This window comes from Micromonospora parastrephiae (assembly GCF_016802865.1).
Classification (GTDB): Bacteria; Actinomycetota; Actinomycetes; order Mycobacteriales; family Micromonosporaceae; genus Micromonospora; species Micromonospora parastrephiae.
Map to the genome: position 1 here is coordinate 24,932 of NZ_JAEVHM010000036.1, position 16,526 is coordinate 41,457.

The following is a 16,526-nucleotide window of genomic DNA, read 5'->3' on the forward strand; positions in this document are numbered from 1 at the left end:
CTGGCCGCGGGCGGCTACGGTCGGGCGGTGGCGCAACCCGACCTGACCCTGATGGCGAGCCTGCGGCGGCCGCGTTGGACGCTCGACGTGGCATCGTGCGGCTGCACCCGGAGGCGCTGACCGCGCTCGGCCTACGCCCCGGCGATCCGGTCCGGCTGACCGGTCGCCGGGAGACGGCCGGGATCGTCGCGGCCGCCGACCCGGGCGCGAGCGCCGCCCTGCTGTACGCCGACGACCTGACGCTGGGCAACCTCGGCCTGCGCGACGGCGGTCAGGTGCGGGTGACCCCGGTGCCGCTGACGGCGGCGGGCCGGGTCACCCTCGCCGGCCCGGTGGGGGTGGTGGCGGCGGTCAGCCCGGAGATGCTCCGGCTCGCCCTGCTCGGCAAGGTGGTCACCATGGGCGACGACGTGTCGCTGTTGCCGCAGGATGTGCTGCCGGACGCCTCGGTACGCAGCCTGGTCGAGGCGGCCCGCCGCAGCCTCGCCAACACCGTCGGCTTCGCCTGGACGAGCACGCTGCTCACCGTGGTCGCGGTGGAACCGGCCGCCGGTGCGCTGGTCACCATGGACACGCTGGTCGGCTGGGAGCACGGCCCGGCCACGCACGGCGAGCCCGCCCCGGCCCACGACGCGCCGGCCCGGTCGCGCGGGACGACCGGCACGGCCCCGGAGATGATCCCGGCCGACGACGCGCCGGACGTGGACGAGCTGCCCGGGCTGCGGGCCCAGGCCGAGGAGCTGACCGAACTGCTCGACCTCGGCTTCCACCACCGGGAGGTGCTGGGTCGGCTGGGCACCACCATCTCGTTGGGCGTGCTGCTCGGCGGGCCGGCCGGCTCCGGGAAGTCGGCGCTGGTCCGGGCGGTAGCGGCCCGCGTCGGTGCCCGCGTCCACCCGCTGTGGGCACCCGAGGTGGCCGCGCTGGCCAACCAGGCCGCCGCGGACCGGCTGCGGACCGCGGCGACGGCGGTACGCGCAGGCGGGCCGGCGGTGCTGCTGGTCACCGACGTGGAGGCGCTCGCCCCGGCCGACGAGCCCGGCCCGGTGGCGACCGTGTTCCGGCAGGTGCTCGCGGAGACCATCCGGGCCGGCGCCGCCGTGGTGTGCACCACGAGCCGACCGGAGGCGGTCGACCCGGCCCTGCGCGCGCCGGACCTGCTGTCGCTGCGGATCAGCATTCCGCTGCCCGACCCGGCGCTGCGCCGCGAACAGCTCACCGTGCTGACCCGCCAGGTTCCGCTGGCCGACGACGTACGGCTGGACGAGGTGGCCGCGCGTACCCCGGGGTTCGTCGCGGCGGACCTGGCCGCGCTGGTCCGGGAGGCCGGGGTACGGGCGGCACTGCGGCAGAAGGTGGCCGACATGCCGACGGTGGCGATGGGCGACTTCACCGCCGCCCTGGAGGTGGTCCGGCCGACCACGATGGCCGCGTCCACCCTCGAACTGGCGTCGGTGACCCTGGACGACGTCGGCGGACTGGGAGAGGTCAAGCAGACGTTGACCGAGTCGGTGCTGTGGCCGCTGACCTACCCGGACACGTTCGCCCGGCTCGGCGTCCAGCCGCCGCGCGGCGTGCTGCTCTACGGACCGCCCGGCTGCGGCAAGACGTACCTGGTGACCGCACTGGCGGGGTCGGGGCGGGCGAACGTGCTCTCGGTGAAGGGTGCGGAACTGCTCTCCAAGTGGGTGGGCGAGAGCGAACGCGCGGTACGCGAACTGTTCCGCCGGGCCCGGGAGGCGGCACCGACGCTGATCTTCCTCGACGAGGTGGACGCGCTGGCCCCGGTACGCGGCCAGGCCACCGACGGGGGCACCACGGACCGGGTCGTCGCCGCGCTGCTCACCGAACTGGACGGGGTGGAGACCCTGCGCAACGTGGTGGTGGTCGGCGCGACGAACCGGCCGGACCTGGTCGACCCGGCGCTGCTGCGGCCGGGGCGCATGGAGCGGCTGGTCTACGTGCCGCCGCCGGACGGGACCGCGCGGGCGGAGATCCTGCGGGCCACCGCCCGAGACGTGCCGCTGGCACCGGACGTCGACCTGGCCGCACTCGGCGACGAACTGGTCGGCTTCTCGGCGGCGGACTGCGCGGCGCTGGTCCGGGAGGCGGCGCTGGCCGCGATGCGCGAGTCGTTGACCGCCGCGACGGTCACCGCCGCGCACGTGGCGACGGCCCGGCAACGGGTACGCCCGTCGCTGGACCCGGCCCAGGTCGCCCGGCTGGCCGCGTACGCCGCCGACCGCGGGTAGAACGTCACACAACCTTTCACCGCGCCCGCGGCGTTCCCAGGACGTCACATTCCTCAGTGGAGATATCCACGACGACGTCAGGCGGTGCTCCGGGTCCCGGCCTGATCCGACGGCGGGCGGCGACCCCCTCCGGGTTGCTGCCGGCCGGCGCGGGTCAGTCCGTGGGCAGGAGCGGACCGAGTGGACCGAGGTCCAGGTTCAGGTCCTCCGGAGCCAGCCCGAAGTGTTCGCGCAGCCCGACCATCTGCTCCTCCAGGGCCATCAGCGTCACACCGATCCGCTCGACCTGCTCCTCGGTGAGGTCACCGAGGTCCACCCGGCGCAGGGCCTGCCGCTCCATCAGCTGCCGCAGCAGCTCGACGACGGTGAGCACCAGGCTCGCCAGCCCCCGCTCGACCGAGTCGCGGTCCACGACGATCCGGCGGTCCAGCGGGGTCACCCGGGGCGGCTGCCACGACTCCGAGCCCAGCGCGGCGGCCAGCTCCGTCGCCTCGTCCCGCCCGGTCATCCGGCGTCCTCCGGCTGCCTGAGCGCCCCGACCGACGCGACGAGCGCACGCAACGAGATCCGGACCAGGTCCACGTCGGCGATGGCCAGGGTGATGTCACCGCTGATCACCACGCCGCTGGCGAGGACCCGGTCGAGCAGGTCGACCAGGGCGACCGGCCGGTACGCCAGCGGGTCGTCGGCGCTGTTCGGCGCGAGCGCGGTGGTCACCCCGGCCCCCGTACGGTGAGCGCGGGCTCCGGCCGTTCCGCGACGAAGGAGTACGCCGGCCACGGCCCGGTCAGCTCCAGGTGAAGTCCCGGATACCGGCCGCCCAACGAGTCGACCAGCTCGGTGAAGCGGGACAGCGCGGCGACGTCCACCAGGTACGCCCCGTTGAGCACCATCGGCGCGGACGCCCCGGAGAGCCGTCGGTCCTGCGGAGCGTGCCGCCGGCCCGCCACCGCCAGCTCGCACAGGGCGCTGTGTACCGCGTCCGCAGCCGCGCTCGCCACCTGCTGGCGTTCCTCCCGGGCGGTCAACTGGGCACGTCGCCGCCGCAGGTACGCCGTGCCCACCCCCGCACCCCCGGCGGTGTCGGCGGCAGCGGTGGCCGCTCCCGGCACCAGATAGCCCTTGACGCCCCACTCGCCGCGCCCGGCCAGCCGCTCCAGAGTGGCGACAAGTTCGGCACGGCGTGCGGCGAGGGACCCGGCCACCCGCTCGTCATCCGTGTGCACCGTGGCGAGCCGGGCCGGCACCACCGGCCCCCGCCGGGCCAGCGCCTCGACCACCGCGTGGTGCGCTCGGGCCGCCCGCTCCAGCCAGGCCAGATCCTCCAGGTTGCGGCGTAGTGGCTCCTCGCCGTACTCGTCGAGGGGAGCGGTGCTGACCACGGCGACGAGTCCGGCGGCGGACACCGCGCGGACCGGGCCGCCGTCCATCCCACCGATCGCCGCGAACGTCGCCGGCTCGGCGTCCCGAACCACACCGTGCAGCCAGGCACCGGCGGGGGGCGCGGACAGGTCGGCGGCCACGTCAACCATCCCACTCCTCCAGTTCGGCATCCCGGCGTCGCGCCCGGGCCTCCACCCGGGGCCGCCGCTCCGCTTCGACCTGCTCCGGGTCACGCGGCCCCGGCTCCACCGGGGGACGAGCCCGCGAGCTGAGCCACGGGTCGTGCTCCCACCAGTCGATGCCGATCTGGCGTGCGGTGTCGACCGACGCGATGACCAGCCGCAACTTCAGCGTCAGCAGTTCGATGTCGAGCAGGCTGACCCGGATGTCACCGGCGATGACGATGCCCCGGTCGAGCACCCGCTCCAGGATGTCGCCCAGGTTGGCCGGCTCGTGGCCGGCGGGCAGGACCTGGCCGGAGTTCTGCACCACCGACGGCGGCTGCGCAGCGGTCATCTCAGCCCACCTCACCCTTTCCGCGCTGGTAGCGGCGCACCCGTCGATAGCCGAGCAGGCTCCCCTCGATGTCCAACTCCACCTCGTACAGGCCGAGCAGGTCGGTCGAGTCGGGAATCCGGCGCGCCTCCACAACCTCCACCCCGACCAGCCAGCCGTCCTCGGTAGCCTCCAACGACGTGGTGACGGACGGCTCGCGGCCGGTCAGCTCGACCAGTTGCCGCAGCGCCGCCCGGGCCGCCTCGGCCGCCGACACCGGCTCCACGTACTCGTCGTCGGGGTAACCCTCGGCGGCCGGATCACGTCGTCGGGCCTGGGCGTCGCCGGTCATGCCGCACTCCTCCCTCGCGTGCCGGGCCGCGCCGGGCCGCACGTGGTCGCTCGCCGGACCGGCCCGCTGCCCCGCTGAGTCGGTCCAGCACCCGCTGCTCGGCCCGGTCGCGTTCCTCGGTGCTGAGCTCACCGGCTGCCATCGCGGCGTCCAGCTCCTCCAACTCGCGCCGGACGTTGACCGGATTCCGCTGCCGCGACTCGGCTTCGCGGGCGACCACCCCGACCACCGCGGTCAGCCCGCGCACCGGCGCGTACGGCAGGGTCAGCAGCGCCCAGAGCAGGTCCACCGCTCAGCCCGCCAACTGGTGGGCGCCGACGAAGTCATACGGGGCGAACGGCCCGAGCAGCCGCAACCGCAGCAGGCCCCGGCGGTGCTGCGCGTACTCCTCAAGGGCGTCCACCAGGGCGGCCTCGCGATCGGTGTCCACCAGCAGGGCCACGTGGACCGCGTCCATCTCGTGGCTCGGCGGACGCAACTGCGTGGAGACGACGTACTCGGCCGCGGCGTCGAGCAACCGCCGGTTCTCCGCCTCGCGGCGCAGCTCCACCGCCTGGCTGATCACCTCGCCGAGCCGGATCCGCGGCTCCCGACTGGCCGCCTCGGGCCGACCACGCACCTGCTCGGCGAGCCCGGCGGCCGTCGGGTTCTCGTCGAGGATGCCGCGCAGCAACGTCCGCTCGTCGAAGCGCCCGTGCACGACGTACTGCACCCTGCCCTCGAACTCGGCCAGCGCGGCGGCGAACCGGTCGTGGTGCGGTCGGAGCAGGTCGAGCACCGCGTCCGGGCCGGTGACAACAGTGCCGAACCGCACCGGCAGCACCGGCGCCACCGCCGCCGTCCCGTCCAGCAGGTTCTGGTACGCCCGAAGGTCCGCCGACCGGCCGAGCGACGCGTCCAGCGGCACCGCGCTGACCAGGGCAGCGACATCCCGGTGCCGGATCACCGTCACCTCGCCGGGTGGGTCGCCGACCCCGGCGGCGTCCGGCGTCGCCTCCACGTCGGCCGGCACCAGCCCGTAGACGAACAGTCCCGTCTCGTCCGCCATCTCAGCTCCTCCCGAGGTCGCGCACACTGCCGGCGACGCCACCGACCGAGTCGGTGGCGTCCCGCACCGAGCCGGTGACGTCCCGGACCGCCCCGGTGACACCACCGAGAAGACCGGACAGCCCCTCGCCCTCCTCCGGGGCGATGTCCAGCCGGTCGACCGCCTCGGCGAACCGCAGGTACGTCTCGATGCTCGCCACCACCACCCGTGCGTTGATCTCCACCAGGGGGATGCCGACGACGCCGATCGTCACCTGCGCGTCGATCACCACGCCCTTGTCGAGCACGGTCTCCACCACGTCGGCGAGCCCGCCGGCGGAACCCACCCGTTCCAGGGCGCCGCCGACGGCGTCACCGCCAGGGACCGGCGTCACTCGTCCTCCTCCCGGCGGCGGCGCACCACGGGTCGGCGCGGCGGCTCCGGTCCACGTCGGACGGGCGGTCGAGGGCGTTGCGGCTCCTCGCGCGGCTGGGCTCGCCGGGCCCGCTCAGGTGCGCGGCGGCGGGGTGGCGGTGGCTCCTCGTCGGGCTCGTCCGCGTATCCCTCGTCGTAGCCGTCGTCGTAGCCCTCGTACTCCTCGTCGTACTCCGGCTCGGCCGGCCGCCGGGGCGGCCGTTGGCGCAGGCGCCCACCCGGCCTGCGGCGCGGCTCCTCCTCGGCCTGCTCCTCCGCACCCCCCTCGCGCTGCTCCTGCTCCTGCTCCTCGCGCAGACCGGTCTCGTGGTCCATGACCACCTGGGAGTCGCGGATCTCGCCGCGCCAGCCCTCGACCTGGTCCGGGTCGAGCGCCACCTCGGTCATCACGTGCCGGACGAAGTGCTTCAACTCCAGCCGCACCCGCCGGCCCTGGGCGCGCCACAGGTTGCCGGTGTGTTCGAAGAGTCCCTGGGGGTGGTACTCCAGCACCACCAGGATGCGGGTCAGGTCCGGGGTGACCTCGTGGAAGCTGACGGTGCCGTCGACCGAGCCCTTCTCACCCTTGGATCGCCAGTGGATGAGTTTGTCCGGCACCTGGCGGACGATCGTCGACTCCCACGTCCGGTGCGACCAGAAAACCTGCGCCTTCCAGGTCATCTTCTCGGGGGAGTCGTTCTCGGCCTGCTCGACCTTCTTCATGAAGCTCGGGAAGTCGCCGAACTGCGTCCACTGGTTGTACGCGGCCCGTACCGGCACACCGACCTCGATCGTCTCGACGATGTTGGTGACCTTCTTCTTCCCGCCGCCCTTTCCGCCCTTTCCCCTGGCACGGCCGAGAGCCGACATCACCTTCTCCTTACCGCCGGCCACACCGGCATGCACCATCGCCTTCACCGGTGGACCGCCCTCGGCCAACTTTTGCGCACCCGTGGCGGCGGCGATCAGGCCGGGTCCGCCGCCCTGACGCGCGTACTCGCTGAGCCGACCCGTCGCACCGGTGATCCGCTCGGTCACCGCGCTCACGGCGCGATCGCCGATCGCCCCGGCGAGGTTGCGCACCTCGCCAACCAACTGGCCGCGCAGCTTGTCGCCGAGTCCTCCCGGATTGTTGTGCGCCGCCATGGTCACCGCCCCCGCCGCTGTGCGGCCGTCGAGTCGCCGCGGTCGTTCGTCGCGCCGCCGTTTCCGTCCCCGCCGTTGTCGTCGGCGCCGCTCTGGCGGTCCGTCCCGCCCTGACCGCCCGCGCTCTGCTGACCGCGCTGACCGCCCTGACCGCTCTGACCGCCCTGACCGCTCTGACCGCCCTCGCCGCCCTGACCGCTCTGACCCGCCCTCGCCGCTCTGACCGCCGGAGCGGCGACGCAGGGCGTCGGCGGAGTCACGCAGCCGCCCGGTGACCGCGTCGACGCTGCTGCCGGCCGCGGCGGTCGCCGCCGCCCGGCCGGCGTTGACCAGCGGCCCGCCGAGCCGGCCCAGATTGCTCAGATGGGGGGACGAGTGCAAAACGTCGGTGCCCCGCTTCAACAGACCGCCGGGGTGCCGGCTCGCCCGCCCGGCGGCGACCGCCGCGGCCAGGCTGAGCGCCGTACGCAGCTTGCGGCGGCGGCCGAGCAGGTAGCCGAAGCCCACCGCCAGTCCGATCCGTGTTCCGTTCTTCATCAGGTCTCCCTCGCTCCCCGGGGTCCGGACGTCTGCTGGGAAGGGCCGGAGAAGGGCTGCCGGGGAACAGCGCGAACCGTGCCCTCGATCAGACGTCCCGTATCTGCGGACCCGGCGGGCAGTACCCGTCGGCATTACTCCGAAACCGCTACGACAATTTCCGTCGCCACCAGGAAAAGGGCATTCGGAAATGCGGTAGCGAAGGACCCAGACCGGACTTCAGGGCGGTTACGAGCAGGGAGAACGCCAGTAAAGGCGAAACGCGGAAGGCGCGTTCAGAGGGCCGGAGGGGTCGAATCGAGGCAGATTTCGGCGTACACCTTGCCGCCGTCCTCGCGCAGTTTCGCACCGCATTTTTCAAGTACGGCGACCGCGCCGATGTTGTCCGGGGTGGTCTCCGCCAGCACGGCACGCATACCGGCCCGCGCGGCGGCGTTCAGCAGCTCGCGCAGGGCGACGGCGCCGATCCCCTGGCCACGGGCCGAGCGCCCGAGCCACATTCCGGTCTCCACGGTGCCCGGGTCGTCACAGCGCGTCATCCGGACCATGCCCACCACTTCGCCGCCGACGAGGATGGCGTACATCTGGGAGCCGGTCGGGCCGTCCAGGCCACCGAAGCTCGCTCGGTGGAACTCTCGGAACGCCTCGCGGCGGGCGAGCGACCAACCGGCGGGAGCCTCCACCGGAGGCATCACGTCATCCGGCTCGGCCTCGGCAGCCGCTACGGAGAGCAACGGCTCCAGGTTCTGCTCGTCCACCGGCTCCAGCCGGACCGCACCCGCCACGTGCCGCAGTCTGCCGGCCTCATCGGCCGAAGTCCACCCCATTGGGCATCCAGTGGCGGTCCGGTCACCGGTACCGGCCGGTCGGGCGGTGTGGGTGTTCCTCCTCACGCTCCGTTGTCACCCGTCGGGGTAAAAAAATTTCACGCCACTGGCTCGAACTCGCAGAACACCACCGAGGCGTCGTCGGTGGCCTTGTGCCGCCGCAGCCGGTCGGCGTGCTCCCGCTCGGCGTCGCGGACCCGGTCGAGCAACGCGCCCGGCCCGTCGACGCTCAGCAGGTCGAGCAGACCGGCCCAGTCGGTCAGCCCGAACTGCTCGACCGCGCTGGACGCGCCGTCGCTGAGCAGCGCCGCCCGGCGCACGGCCCCCGGACCGCGCCGAGGCACCGTGCCGGTCACCGCGTGGAACGCCGCGTCGGGATCGGCCGCCGCCACCCAGTAGCCGTGTGTGCGGTTCATCCGTTCCCGCTGGACGCCCACGGCGTGCCGAAAACGGGTGACCGGGTCGGTGTGGTCCGCCGGCACGGTCGCGACCGTGCGGCGCAGCTCCGCCATCGCCGTCTCCAGCCGGTCGTCGGTCACCACAGTTACCTGCCCGCCGGCGTCCAGCACCAGCGGGCTGTCGCAGAGCACCAGGTAGTCCACCTGGTCGCCGCAGTCCCGCAGCAGGCACACCGTGCTCGACGGCGTGCCCGGATGATCGAGGTCGCACAGCCCGCCGTGGTCGGCCCGCACGGCGAGGATGGCCGCGGCCAGGTTGCTGGTCAGGCGGGCCGCCGGCCGGGCCGCCTCGGCGACACCCAGACGGGCGACCAAATGCCGGACGTACCACTCGGGCCCGTGCACGCAGCCGGTGTCGAAGCCTTCCGGCACCGTCGCGCCGTCCAGGACGCCGACCAGCGGACCGAACCGGAAGACCAGGTCCTCGTTGACTCCTCGGCCCGGGGCCGGCGCGGAGGCGGAGCGTACCCGCATCACCGGCGCCGGCCCCGCCGCGTCGATCGGGTCAGCGCTGCCGAAGGTCGTCGGCGGCCGCATGCGCCTCCCCCTGCATGTGACCGGCGGCCGAACGGCCCTGGTCGCGTACCGCGGACACCCCGTGCTGGGCGGTGGACCGCACCGACTGGGCCGCCTGCTGCGCCGGCTCCCGCAGGTTGTCCTGGACCTGGTGGCCGATCTGGCTCGCCTGCTGGCGAAGCTCGTCGGAGTGCTCACTCACCATGTTGCGGGCCTGGCCGGCGAGCTGCCGCTCCCGCCCGCTCGGCGGGATCAGCGAGGCGGCCAGCAGACCGACGCCGAAGGCGACAAGGCCGGCGGCCAGCGGATTGCCCTGGGCCCGCTCGCGGGACTGGTGCCCGAGCGAACGCGCCTCGTTCCGCACCGAACCCATCGCCTCCCGGGACTGGTGCCCGAGCGAACGCGCCTCGTCCCGCACCGAACCCATCGCCTCCCGGGACTGGTGCCCGAGCGATCGGGTCTCGTCGCGTACCGAGTCGGCCATGTGCGACATCCTCTGGCTCGCTCCCTGCCCCATGTGGCTCGAGCTGCCCATCACCTTCTCCTTCGCTCGGGTGAACACGCCGCGGGCCTGCCCGACGCGGTCACCGGCGATCCGACGCGGGTTGACCTTGTCGGTCAGCGCGTCGACGTCACTGCTCAATTCGTTGCGGGTGGTCTCGATCTCCCGCCGGATCCGATCCGGATCACTGGACATGATCTGTTCCCTCCCGACTCGTTCACCGACCCCGCAGGGCATCCGGCATTTCCCGGGCGGTCTGCGTCGCCCGGGGCAGCACCGCTCGTGCCCGCTTGAGCTGGGTACGGGCGTTGATGAAGAGCCCCCCGGCGACGGCGGCCCAGATGATCGCGACAATCAGCGCCGCCCACCCCTGGTCCATCGTGTTGGACAACCCCCACCAGAGGGCGTACGACACGAAGAGCACGGCCAGGAAGCCGGCCAGCCCGGCACCACCGAACATGCCGCCGGCCTTGCCGGCCTGGCTGACCTCCTCGCGGAGCTCGGCCTTGGCCAGCTCGACCTCTTTGCGCATCAGGGTGGACACATCCCGGGTCACCTCGCCCAGCAGTTCGCCGACCGAAGCCTGGTTCCGTTCCTTCTCGGGGGCGCTCACGGTGCCACCCCGCCGGGCAGGTTCGGCTCCGGTCGACCCGTGGGCGTGACGTTCTGCGCCCGCGCCGACCCCACGTACGGCTGCTGGGCGGTTGCCGTAGTCGCGCCCTGCGGTGCCGGCGGAGCACCGGCCGCGCTCCCACCCCCGCCGTTGCCGGAGCCCGAACCGGTCAGACCGCGGGTGAGCCGTCCGACCAGCAGTCCGGCGACGGCCGCACTCGCCAGGAACGTCCCCGGGTGACGCCGCGCGTACGTGCGCACCTCGTCGAACAGCTCGCCGGGCTCGCGCTCGTCGAGCCAGCCGGCGGCCTGCTGGGCGGCGTCGGCCACGCGGCGTACCGCCTGACCGGCCAGCCCGGAATCGCCGTCCCGCTCGGCCATCGAGCCCAGTTCCCGGCCCAGGCCGCGCAGGCCCTCGGCGGCCCGCCGCTGCTGCGTGTGCGCCTGCTCCCGGAGCTGCCCACCGGCCTGGCCGGTCAACTGCCGGGCCTGCCGCCGCGCCTCGGCGGCCACCTGCCCGCCCTGCTCGGCGGCGGTCTGGGTGATGTGGCTCCCGGCCTGCGTGGCCTCGTGGCCGACTCGGGATGCCTCTTGCCGGGCCTGCTGCCCACGGCCGCTCGGCGGCCCGTTCTGGTTCATTGCAGTCATGCTCCGCTCCCCTCCTGGGTCCTCGGTCGCCGTGCGACCCCGGAACGCCTCCCGCCTACCCGCCTGGCCAGCGGCCATGCGGCGGGATCGGGTGGCCCGAGGAGCAAAGGCCGACATCGGGACGTCATCGGGAGGAACAGGCGGAGACCACCGTCAGCGGCGGCGGTTGCGGGCGCGCGACGAGCGCAGTCGACGGAGCCGCCCGATCAGCAAGGGGTCGGCGGCGAGTGCCGCCGGATTGTCGAGCAGTCCGTTGAGCAGCTGGTAGTAACGGGTCGACGAGACCCCGAAGGTGTCTCGCACGGCCTGCTCCTTGGCACCCGCGTGCCGCCACCACTGCTGCTCGAACGCGAGGATGGCCAGCTCCCGCTCGGTCAGCCCCGGCGCCGGATCGGTGGGCTCGACGGGCGGCGCCGGCTCGCCGACGGTCTCGATGGCCGGCGCTGCCCGGGGGGTCGGGACGGCCGGTCCGGGGCCACCCGCGACGTCACCCGGGCGAGCGTCGGCGGACGGCTCGGGCGTGGCCGGGGTGGCGTCGGCGGACATGTCCTTCAGCCTAGCCAGGGACGACCCCGGTCGCAGCAGCCGGCGCGGCCGGGCTGCACGAACACCCCGAACGGCACCCGGGAGGCGACTGCGGACGCACGAGGGCCCCGACTCTCGCCGGGGCCCTCGTACCGCTGGTGCACGCTCAGGTGATGTCGCGCCGACGCATCGCCCAGAGCGACGCGCCGAGGATCACCACCACACCGACGGAGAGCAGTACGGACGACTGCTGCCAGGTGATGTCCACGGTCTCCGGTTTGCACTCCCCGTAGTAGGTCGCGTTGCAGGAGTCCCAGTTCTGCAAGGTGACCGTCTTCGTCATCCAGGCCATCACGTACGTGGGCAGCAGCCACGCCTCGGCGAACTTCACGCTCGCCATCGACAGCAGGATGCCCAGGCCGAACTGGCCGACCACCATGACGGCCACGACGCCACCCAGTGCCATCGCGGTGTGCCGGCCCAGCGAGGCCAGCGCGAATCCGATGGTGGTGAGCACGAGGACGAGCACCACGCCGCGCAGCCCGGTCAGGGCCAACGACTGCCAGACCCCCGAGGTCACCTTCTCGGTGCTGCCCCGGAACGTGGCTATCGCCCAGAAGCCGGCGAACCAGAGCACCGCGGCGGGCAGCGTCACAGCCAGGATGCCGGTGAGCAGCGCGGCGAGCTTGGTGACCAGCACGGTGAGCCGATTGGGCCGCCAGAGCAGCAGGTTCATCATGCCGCCGTTGCTCCACTCGGCGCCCACGAAGGACGCGCCGACCACGAACCCGACCAGGCCGAGGATCGCCGCGAACGGGATCAGTGTCTCGTCGAACGTCTCCCGGAAGTTGAACGTCGACGGCAGGAACCACTCCGCCTCGATCTGCTCCCGTGGCGGCGGCGTGATCACCGAGCAGTCGTCGGGGAAGCGGCCGTCGGTCGCCGTGCCGGCCTTCTTGGCCTGCTCGCACGCCGCGCGCTCCTGCTCACTCCAGCGCACCTGGTCCTGGTACTGCTGGTCGGCCTGACGTTCGGCGCGGGCGAGCTGGTCGGCGCCGATCTTCTGGTTGGTGAAGAAGACCCCGACCACCACAGCGGCCAGCACCAGCAGGCCGAGCAGCGTCATGTAACGGGTGAAGCGCCGCTTGGTGAGCCGGCGCAGCTCCGTACGAAAGAGGCTCACGCGCCCCACCCTCCCCCGGTGGCGCCGGGCTGACCCGTCCCACCGACCTTCATGGACTCGTCGACCTGCCGGTGCTGGCCGGGTACCGGCGCGGTGGCGGTCAGTTCGAGGAAGACGCTCTCCAGGTCGACGGCGATCGGAGCCAGCTCGCTGACGTAGAGGTTGTGCTCTGCGAGCAGTCGCGTCACCGAGGCCGGCTTGTCGACGCCGGCCAGCATCAGGTGGTCCGGGTGCCCGGTGACCAGGATCCCGGCCCGGGTGAGCGCGTCGGTGGCGGCCGGCAGGTCGCTGACCGCCTCCAGGCGGACCCGGACCGCGCCGGACGAGTGCTGGGCGAGCACCTCGTCGACCGGGCCGAAGGCGACCCGCCGGCCCAGCGAGATGATGGTGACCGAGTCGCAGATGAGCTGGATCTCGCCGAGGATGTGGCTGGACAGCACCACCGTCATCCCGGATTCGGCGAGGGTCCGCATCAGCGTGCGCATCTCCCGGATGCCGCCCGGGTCGAGGCCGTTGGCCGGCTCGTCGAGGATGAGCAGCTTCGGGTTCTTCAGCAGCGCGGAGGCGACGGCGAGCCGTTGCTTCATGCCCAGGGAGTACGTCTTGACCCGCTCGCCGGCCCGGTCGCGCAGCCCGACCAGCTCCAGCACCTCGTCGACCCGGGTGGCCGGGACCTCACCCGCACCGGCCAGCAGGGACAGGGTGTCCCTCGCCGAGAAGTGCGGGAAGAACTGCGGGCTCTCCACGATCGCGCCGACCTGGCCGGCGACCGTGGGAAGCGCGTCGGGCACCTCGTGCCCGAGCAGTGTCATCCGACCCCCGTCGGGCCGGATCAGGCCGAGCAGCGTACGCAGCGTGGTGGTCTTCCCGGACCCGTTGGGGCCCAGGAAGCCGTGCACCTGCCCCGCGTCGACCCGCATGTCGAAGCCGTCGAGCGCGTTGCGGGTGCCGCGTCGACGACTCTTGTACGTCTTACGTAGACCTTCGATCTCCAGGACAGCTGGCAAGCTGCACCTCCCCCGATGGTGGGCGTGACAGCCGACACCATACGCGGTATGCAGACGCGTGCAATACCCGGTATGCATAGACGCGCCGAGCGGGCTATCTGATCGACGGAGCGTGACCGGTCAGGCGCAGATGACCTGCACGCCGGCGGCCCGGAACGCCTCCACCACCTCCGGGGCGGCGCCGGAGTCGGTCACGAGTGTCTCCACCCGCTCGACCGGGCAGATCCGGGCGAAGGCGTGACCGCCCAGTTTGGACGAGTCGGCAATGATCACGACCCGCTTGGCGCGGGCCACCATCAGGTTGTTCATCGCCGCCTCCCCCTCGTGGTGGGCGGCCGCACCGAGCTGCGGATCGATCGCGTCCACGCCGAGCAGCGCAACGTCCAGGGTGACCTCGCGCAGCAGCGCTCCGCCCAGCGGGCCGACCAGCTCGAACGACTTCGGGCGCACCACCCCGCCGGCCACCACCACCTTCATCCGGGACCGGACCAGCAGCTCGTTGGCGATGTTCAGCGCGTTGGTCACAACGGTGAGCTGGGCACCCTCGGCACTGGTGTTCAGATCCGGTCGGACGGCCAGCGCGCGGGCCACCTCGGTGCTGGTGGTGCCGCCGTTGAGGCCGACCACGGTGCCCGGCGTGACGAGCGCCGCGGCGGCGGCGCCGATCCGCTGCTTCTCCGCCGAGTGCTTGGCCGTCTTGTAGCGCAGCGGCAGGTCATAGGAGACGCCGTTCGCGACCGCGCCGCCCCGGGTCCTCGTGATCATCTGCTGCTGGGCGAGCTGGTCGAAGTCACGCCGGATGGTGGCCTGGGAGACGTCCAGCCGCTCGGCGGCCGTCTCGACGCTGACCCGGCCGTTGTCGGTCAGCATCTCGAGCAGGGCGTTCCATCTGGCGTACCGGTCCACCGCGGGGCCCTCCAGAGACTGCACGGACGGTGATTGATTGCGTGCACACTAGTGCGCGAAACTGGGCTGGCGCAAAAGTACGGTCTGCGCGATCGGCCCGTCGGTTGCCATGGCCGCCCGCGTTCGCGCAGAATGACGCGCGAAATGCGGGTGTAACGAGCCGTATTGCGCACAGATCGGCCCTGCGAGGAGTTTCCCATGGCGTACGTGGACGCGGAGATCGCGAGCCAACCCGACTGCTGGCGGGAGGCCGCCGAACTGGCCGGGTGCGTACGCGGTGACCTCCCGCGACCCGGTGAGCGGGTCGCCGTCGTCGGTTGCGGCACGTCGTGGTTCATGGCGATGGCGTACGCGGCCCGCCGCGAACAGGCCGGCCAGGGTGAGACCGACGCGTTCCAGGCGTCCGAGTTCCCCACCGGCCGCCGCTACGACCGGCTGATCGCGATCACCCGCTCCGGCACCACCACCGAGGTACTGGAGCTGCTGGCCGCGCTGCGCGGGCGGACACCCACCACCGTCATCGTCGGCGACCCGGCATCCCCGGCCGTCGACCTGGCCGCCGCCGCGGTGACCATGCCCTTCGCCGACGAGCGCTCGGTGGTGCAGACCCGTTTCGCCACCACCGCGTTGGCCCTGCTCCGGGCGCACCTCGGTGACCCGGTGACCGCGCTCGCCGCCGACGCCGAGGTGGCGGTGCGCTCCCCGCTGCCGATCGACCCGGCCACCATCGGGCAGGCCACCTTCCTCGGTCGGGGATGGACGATCGGGCTCGCCCAGGAGGCCGCGCTGAAGTGCCGCGAGGCGGCCACGTTCTGGGCCGAGGCGTACCCGGCGATGGACTACCGGCACGGCCCCATCTCGGTCGGCGCGCCCGGTCGGCTGGTCTGGGCGTTCGGCGAGCTGCCCGAGGGGCTGCCCGAGGACGTGGCCGCCACCGGTGCTGCCTTCGTGCACAGCCGCACGCACGGCTGGCGCACGGTGCTGGGCAGCTGGTCCGCCGGTCGTACGCCGGTCGACCCGATGGCCGACCTGATCCTCGCCCAACGCTTCGCGGTCGCGCTCGCGACAAGCCGGGGCCTCGACCCGGATGCGCCCCGGCACCTGTCCCGGTCGGTGGTGCTGGCGTGAGCGCGAGGAGTGAGCCGGGTTTGCGAGCCCCGCAGTCGCGAACCGAGATGGCACCGTGACCGACCGGGTGGTCGTCGCGCTCGACGTCGGCGGCACCGGCATGAAGTGCGCCCTGGTCAGCCCGGACGGCGTCGCGGTACGCACCGAACGACACCCCACCGACGCCACGCGCGGCCCGCAGGCCGTGGTCGGCACCATCCTGGACGTGGCCGTCGGGCTCGCCGACAAGGCCCGTGCCGACGGGCTCACCCCGGTCGCGGTCGGCATCGCCGTGCCCGGTGTCGTGGACGAGGCGCGCGGTGTGGCGGTCTGGTCGGCGAACGTGGGCTTCCGGGACGTACCCCTGCGGGACCTGGCGGTGTCACGGCTCGGCCTGCCCACGGCGCTCGGCCACGACGTGCGCGTCGGTGGTCTCGCCGAAGCGCGGCTCGGCGCCGGGCGCGGCACCGGGCATGTGCTGTTCGTGGCGATCGGCACGGCATCGCCGCCGCGCACGTGGTCGACGGCGTCGCCGCCGTGGGCGCGCACGGCGCCGCCGGGGAGATCGGCCACATCATGGTCCGGCCGGACGGCCCGCGCTGCGGCTGCGGTCGGCCCGGCTGCCTGGA

General features: G+C 73.1%; 19 protein-coding genes and 2 pseudogenes. 3 read left to right on the forward strand and 18 right to left on the reverse strand.

All coding sequences use genetic code 11. The features are described from left to right. The first annotated feature begins 27 nt into the window (after positions 1-27). Positions 28-2,252 (forward strand): annotated as a pseudogene (locus tag JNW91_RS10635) (AAA family ATPase). Between the two features lie 154 nt (positions 2,253-2,406). Here JNW91_RS10635 and JNW91_RS10640 read toward each other — a convergent pair. From JNW91_RS10640 to JNW91_RS10725, 18 genes are all read right to left on the reverse strand, one after another. Then, a complete protein-coding gene (locus JNW91_RS10640) occupies positions 2,407-2,760 on the reverse strand; it encodes a gas vesicle protein K (protein ID WP_203174709.1) in 354 nt (117 codons plus the stop codon). Continuing rightward, positions 2,757-2,969: a gas vesicle protein gene (locus JNW91_RS10645; RefSeq protein WP_203174710.1), complete on the reverse strand. Its 213-nt coding sequence runs from the start codon at positions 2,967-2,969 to the stop codon at positions 2,757-2,759. The genes JNW91_RS10640 and JNW91_RS10645 overlap by 4 nt, the downstream gene beginning before the upstream one ends. Further along, positions 2,966-3,784 carry a GvpL/GvpF family gas vesicle protein gene (locus JNW91_RS10650; RefSeq protein ID WP_203174711.1) on the reverse strand — a complete coding sequence of 273 codons (819 nt, stop codon included), beginning with the start codon at positions 3,782-3,784 and terminating at the stop codon, positions 2,966-2,968. The genes JNW91_RS10645 and JNW91_RS10650 overlap by 4 nt, the downstream gene beginning before the upstream one ends. Beyond that, complete coding sequence (locus JNW91_RS34170) at positions 3,777-4,151, reverse strand: gas vesicle protein (RefSeq protein ID WP_203174712.1); 375 nt, start codon at positions 4,149-4,151, stop codon at positions 3,777-3,779. The genes JNW91_RS10650 and JNW91_RS34170 overlap by 8 nt, the downstream gene beginning before the upstream one ends. Position 4,152: 1 nt before the next feature. Continuing rightward, positions 4,153-4,482 (reverse strand): gas vesicle protein GvpO, encoded by a 330-nt coding sequence (locus tag JNW91_RS10660; RefSeq protein WP_203174713.1) that lies wholly within the window; start codon positions 4,480-4,482, stop codon positions 4,153-4,155. Continuing rightward, on the reverse strand, positions 4,451-4,771 hold the full coding sequence (locus JNW91_RS10665; RefSeq protein WP_203174714.1) for a gas vesicle protein GvpG: 321 nt from the start codon (positions 4,769-4,771) through the stop codon (positions 4,451-4,453). Before JNW91_RS10665 ends, JNW91_RS10660 begins: the two co-directional genes overlap by 32 nt. A gap of 3 nt (positions 4,772-4,774) precedes the next feature. Further along, on the reverse strand, positions 4,775-5,530 hold the full coding sequence (locus JNW91_RS10670; protein ID WP_203174715.1) for a GvpL/GvpF family gas vesicle protein: 756 nt from the start codon (positions 5,528-5,530) through the stop codon (positions 4,775-4,777). Position 5,531: 1 nt separating this feature from the next. After that, positions 5,532-5,903 carry a gas vesicle protein GvpJ gene (gene gvpJ / locus JNW91_RS34175; RefSeq protein ID WP_203174716.1) on the reverse strand — a complete coding sequence of 124 codons (372 nt, stop codon included), beginning with the start codon at positions 5,901-5,903 and terminating at the stop codon, positions 5,532-5,534. Then, positions 5,900-7,606, reverse strand: coding sequence for an SRPBCC family protein (locus JNW91_RS10680; protein WP_238424738.1), 1,707 nt, complete (start codon positions 7,604-7,606; stop codon positions 5,900-5,902). The genes gvpJ and JNW91_RS10680 overlap by 4 nt, the downstream gene beginning before the upstream one ends. Before the next feature lie 275 nt (positions 7,607-7,881). After that, on the reverse strand, positions 7,882-8,391 hold the full coding sequence (locus JNW91_RS10685) for a GNAT family N-acetyltransferase (RefSeq protein ID WP_203174717.1): 510 nt from the start codon (positions 8,389-8,391) through the stop codon (positions 7,882-7,884). Positions 8,392-8,531: 140 nt separating this feature from the next. Continuing rightward, on the reverse strand, positions 8,532-9,428 hold the full coding sequence (locus JNW91_RS10690) for a hypothetical protein (RefSeq protein WP_203174718.1): 897 nt from the start codon (positions 9,426-9,428) through the stop codon (positions 8,532-8,534). Next, on the reverse strand, positions 9,397-10,104 hold the full coding sequence (locus JNW91_RS10695) for a DUF3618 domain-containing protein (protein ID WP_203174719.1): 708 nt from the start codon (positions 10,102-10,104) through the stop codon (positions 9,397-9,399). The genes JNW91_RS10690 and JNW91_RS10695 overlap by 32 nt, the downstream gene beginning before the upstream one ends. 22 nt (positions 10,105-10,126) lie before the next feature. Then, positions 10,127-10,522 (reverse strand): phage holin family protein, encoded by a 396-nt coding sequence (locus tag JNW91_RS10700; RefSeq protein WP_203174720.1) that lies wholly within the window; start codon positions 10,520-10,522, stop codon positions 10,127-10,129. Next, positions 10,519-11,169 (reverse strand): hypothetical protein, encoded by a 651-nt coding sequence (locus JNW91_RS10705; RefSeq protein ID WP_203174721.1) that lies wholly within the window; start codon positions 11,167-11,169, stop codon positions 10,519-10,521. Before JNW91_RS10705 ends, JNW91_RS10700 begins: the two co-directional genes overlap by 4 nt. 153 nt (positions 11,170-11,322) lie before the next feature. Beyond that, positions 11,323-11,715: a DUF3263 domain-containing protein gene (locus JNW91_RS10710; RefSeq protein ID WP_203174722.1), complete on the reverse strand. Its 393-nt coding sequence runs from the start codon at positions 11,713-11,715 to the stop codon at positions 11,323-11,325. Between the two features lie 145 nt (positions 11,716-11,860). Further along, positions 11,861-12,877 (reverse strand): ABC transporter permease subunit, encoded by a 1,017-nt coding sequence (locus JNW91_RS10715; protein WP_203174723.1) that lies wholly within the window; start codon positions 12,875-12,877, stop codon positions 11,861-11,863. Beyond that, the gene (locus JNW91_RS10720; RefSeq protein ID WP_305070404.1) at positions 12,874-13,884 is read right to left on the reverse strand and encodes an ABC transporter ATP-binding protein; all 1,011 of its coding nucleotides are present in this window, start codon (positions 13,882-13,884) and stop codon (positions 12,874-12,876) included. Before JNW91_RS10720 ends, JNW91_RS10715 begins: the two co-directional genes overlap by 4 nt. Positions 13,885-14,004: 120 nt before the next feature. Then, complete coding sequence (locus JNW91_RS10725; RefSeq protein WP_203174731.1) at positions 14,005-14,790, reverse strand: DeoR/GlpR family DNA-binding transcription regulator; 786 nt, start codon at positions 14,788-14,790, stop codon at positions 14,005-14,007. Between the two features lie 198 nt (positions 14,791-14,988). On the opposite strand from JNW91_RS10725, the gene JNW91_RS10730 reads away from it, so the two are divergent. Further along, positions 14,989-15,918, forward strand: a complete 930-nt coding sequence (locus tag JNW91_RS10730) for an SIS domain-containing protein (RefSeq protein ID WP_203174724.1) — start codon at positions 14,989-14,991, stop codon at positions 15,916-15,918. Between the two features lie 100 nt (positions 15,919-16,018). Next, a pseudogene (locus JNW91_RS10735) lies at positions 16,019-16,526 on the forward strand (ROK family protein); the annotation flags it as partial.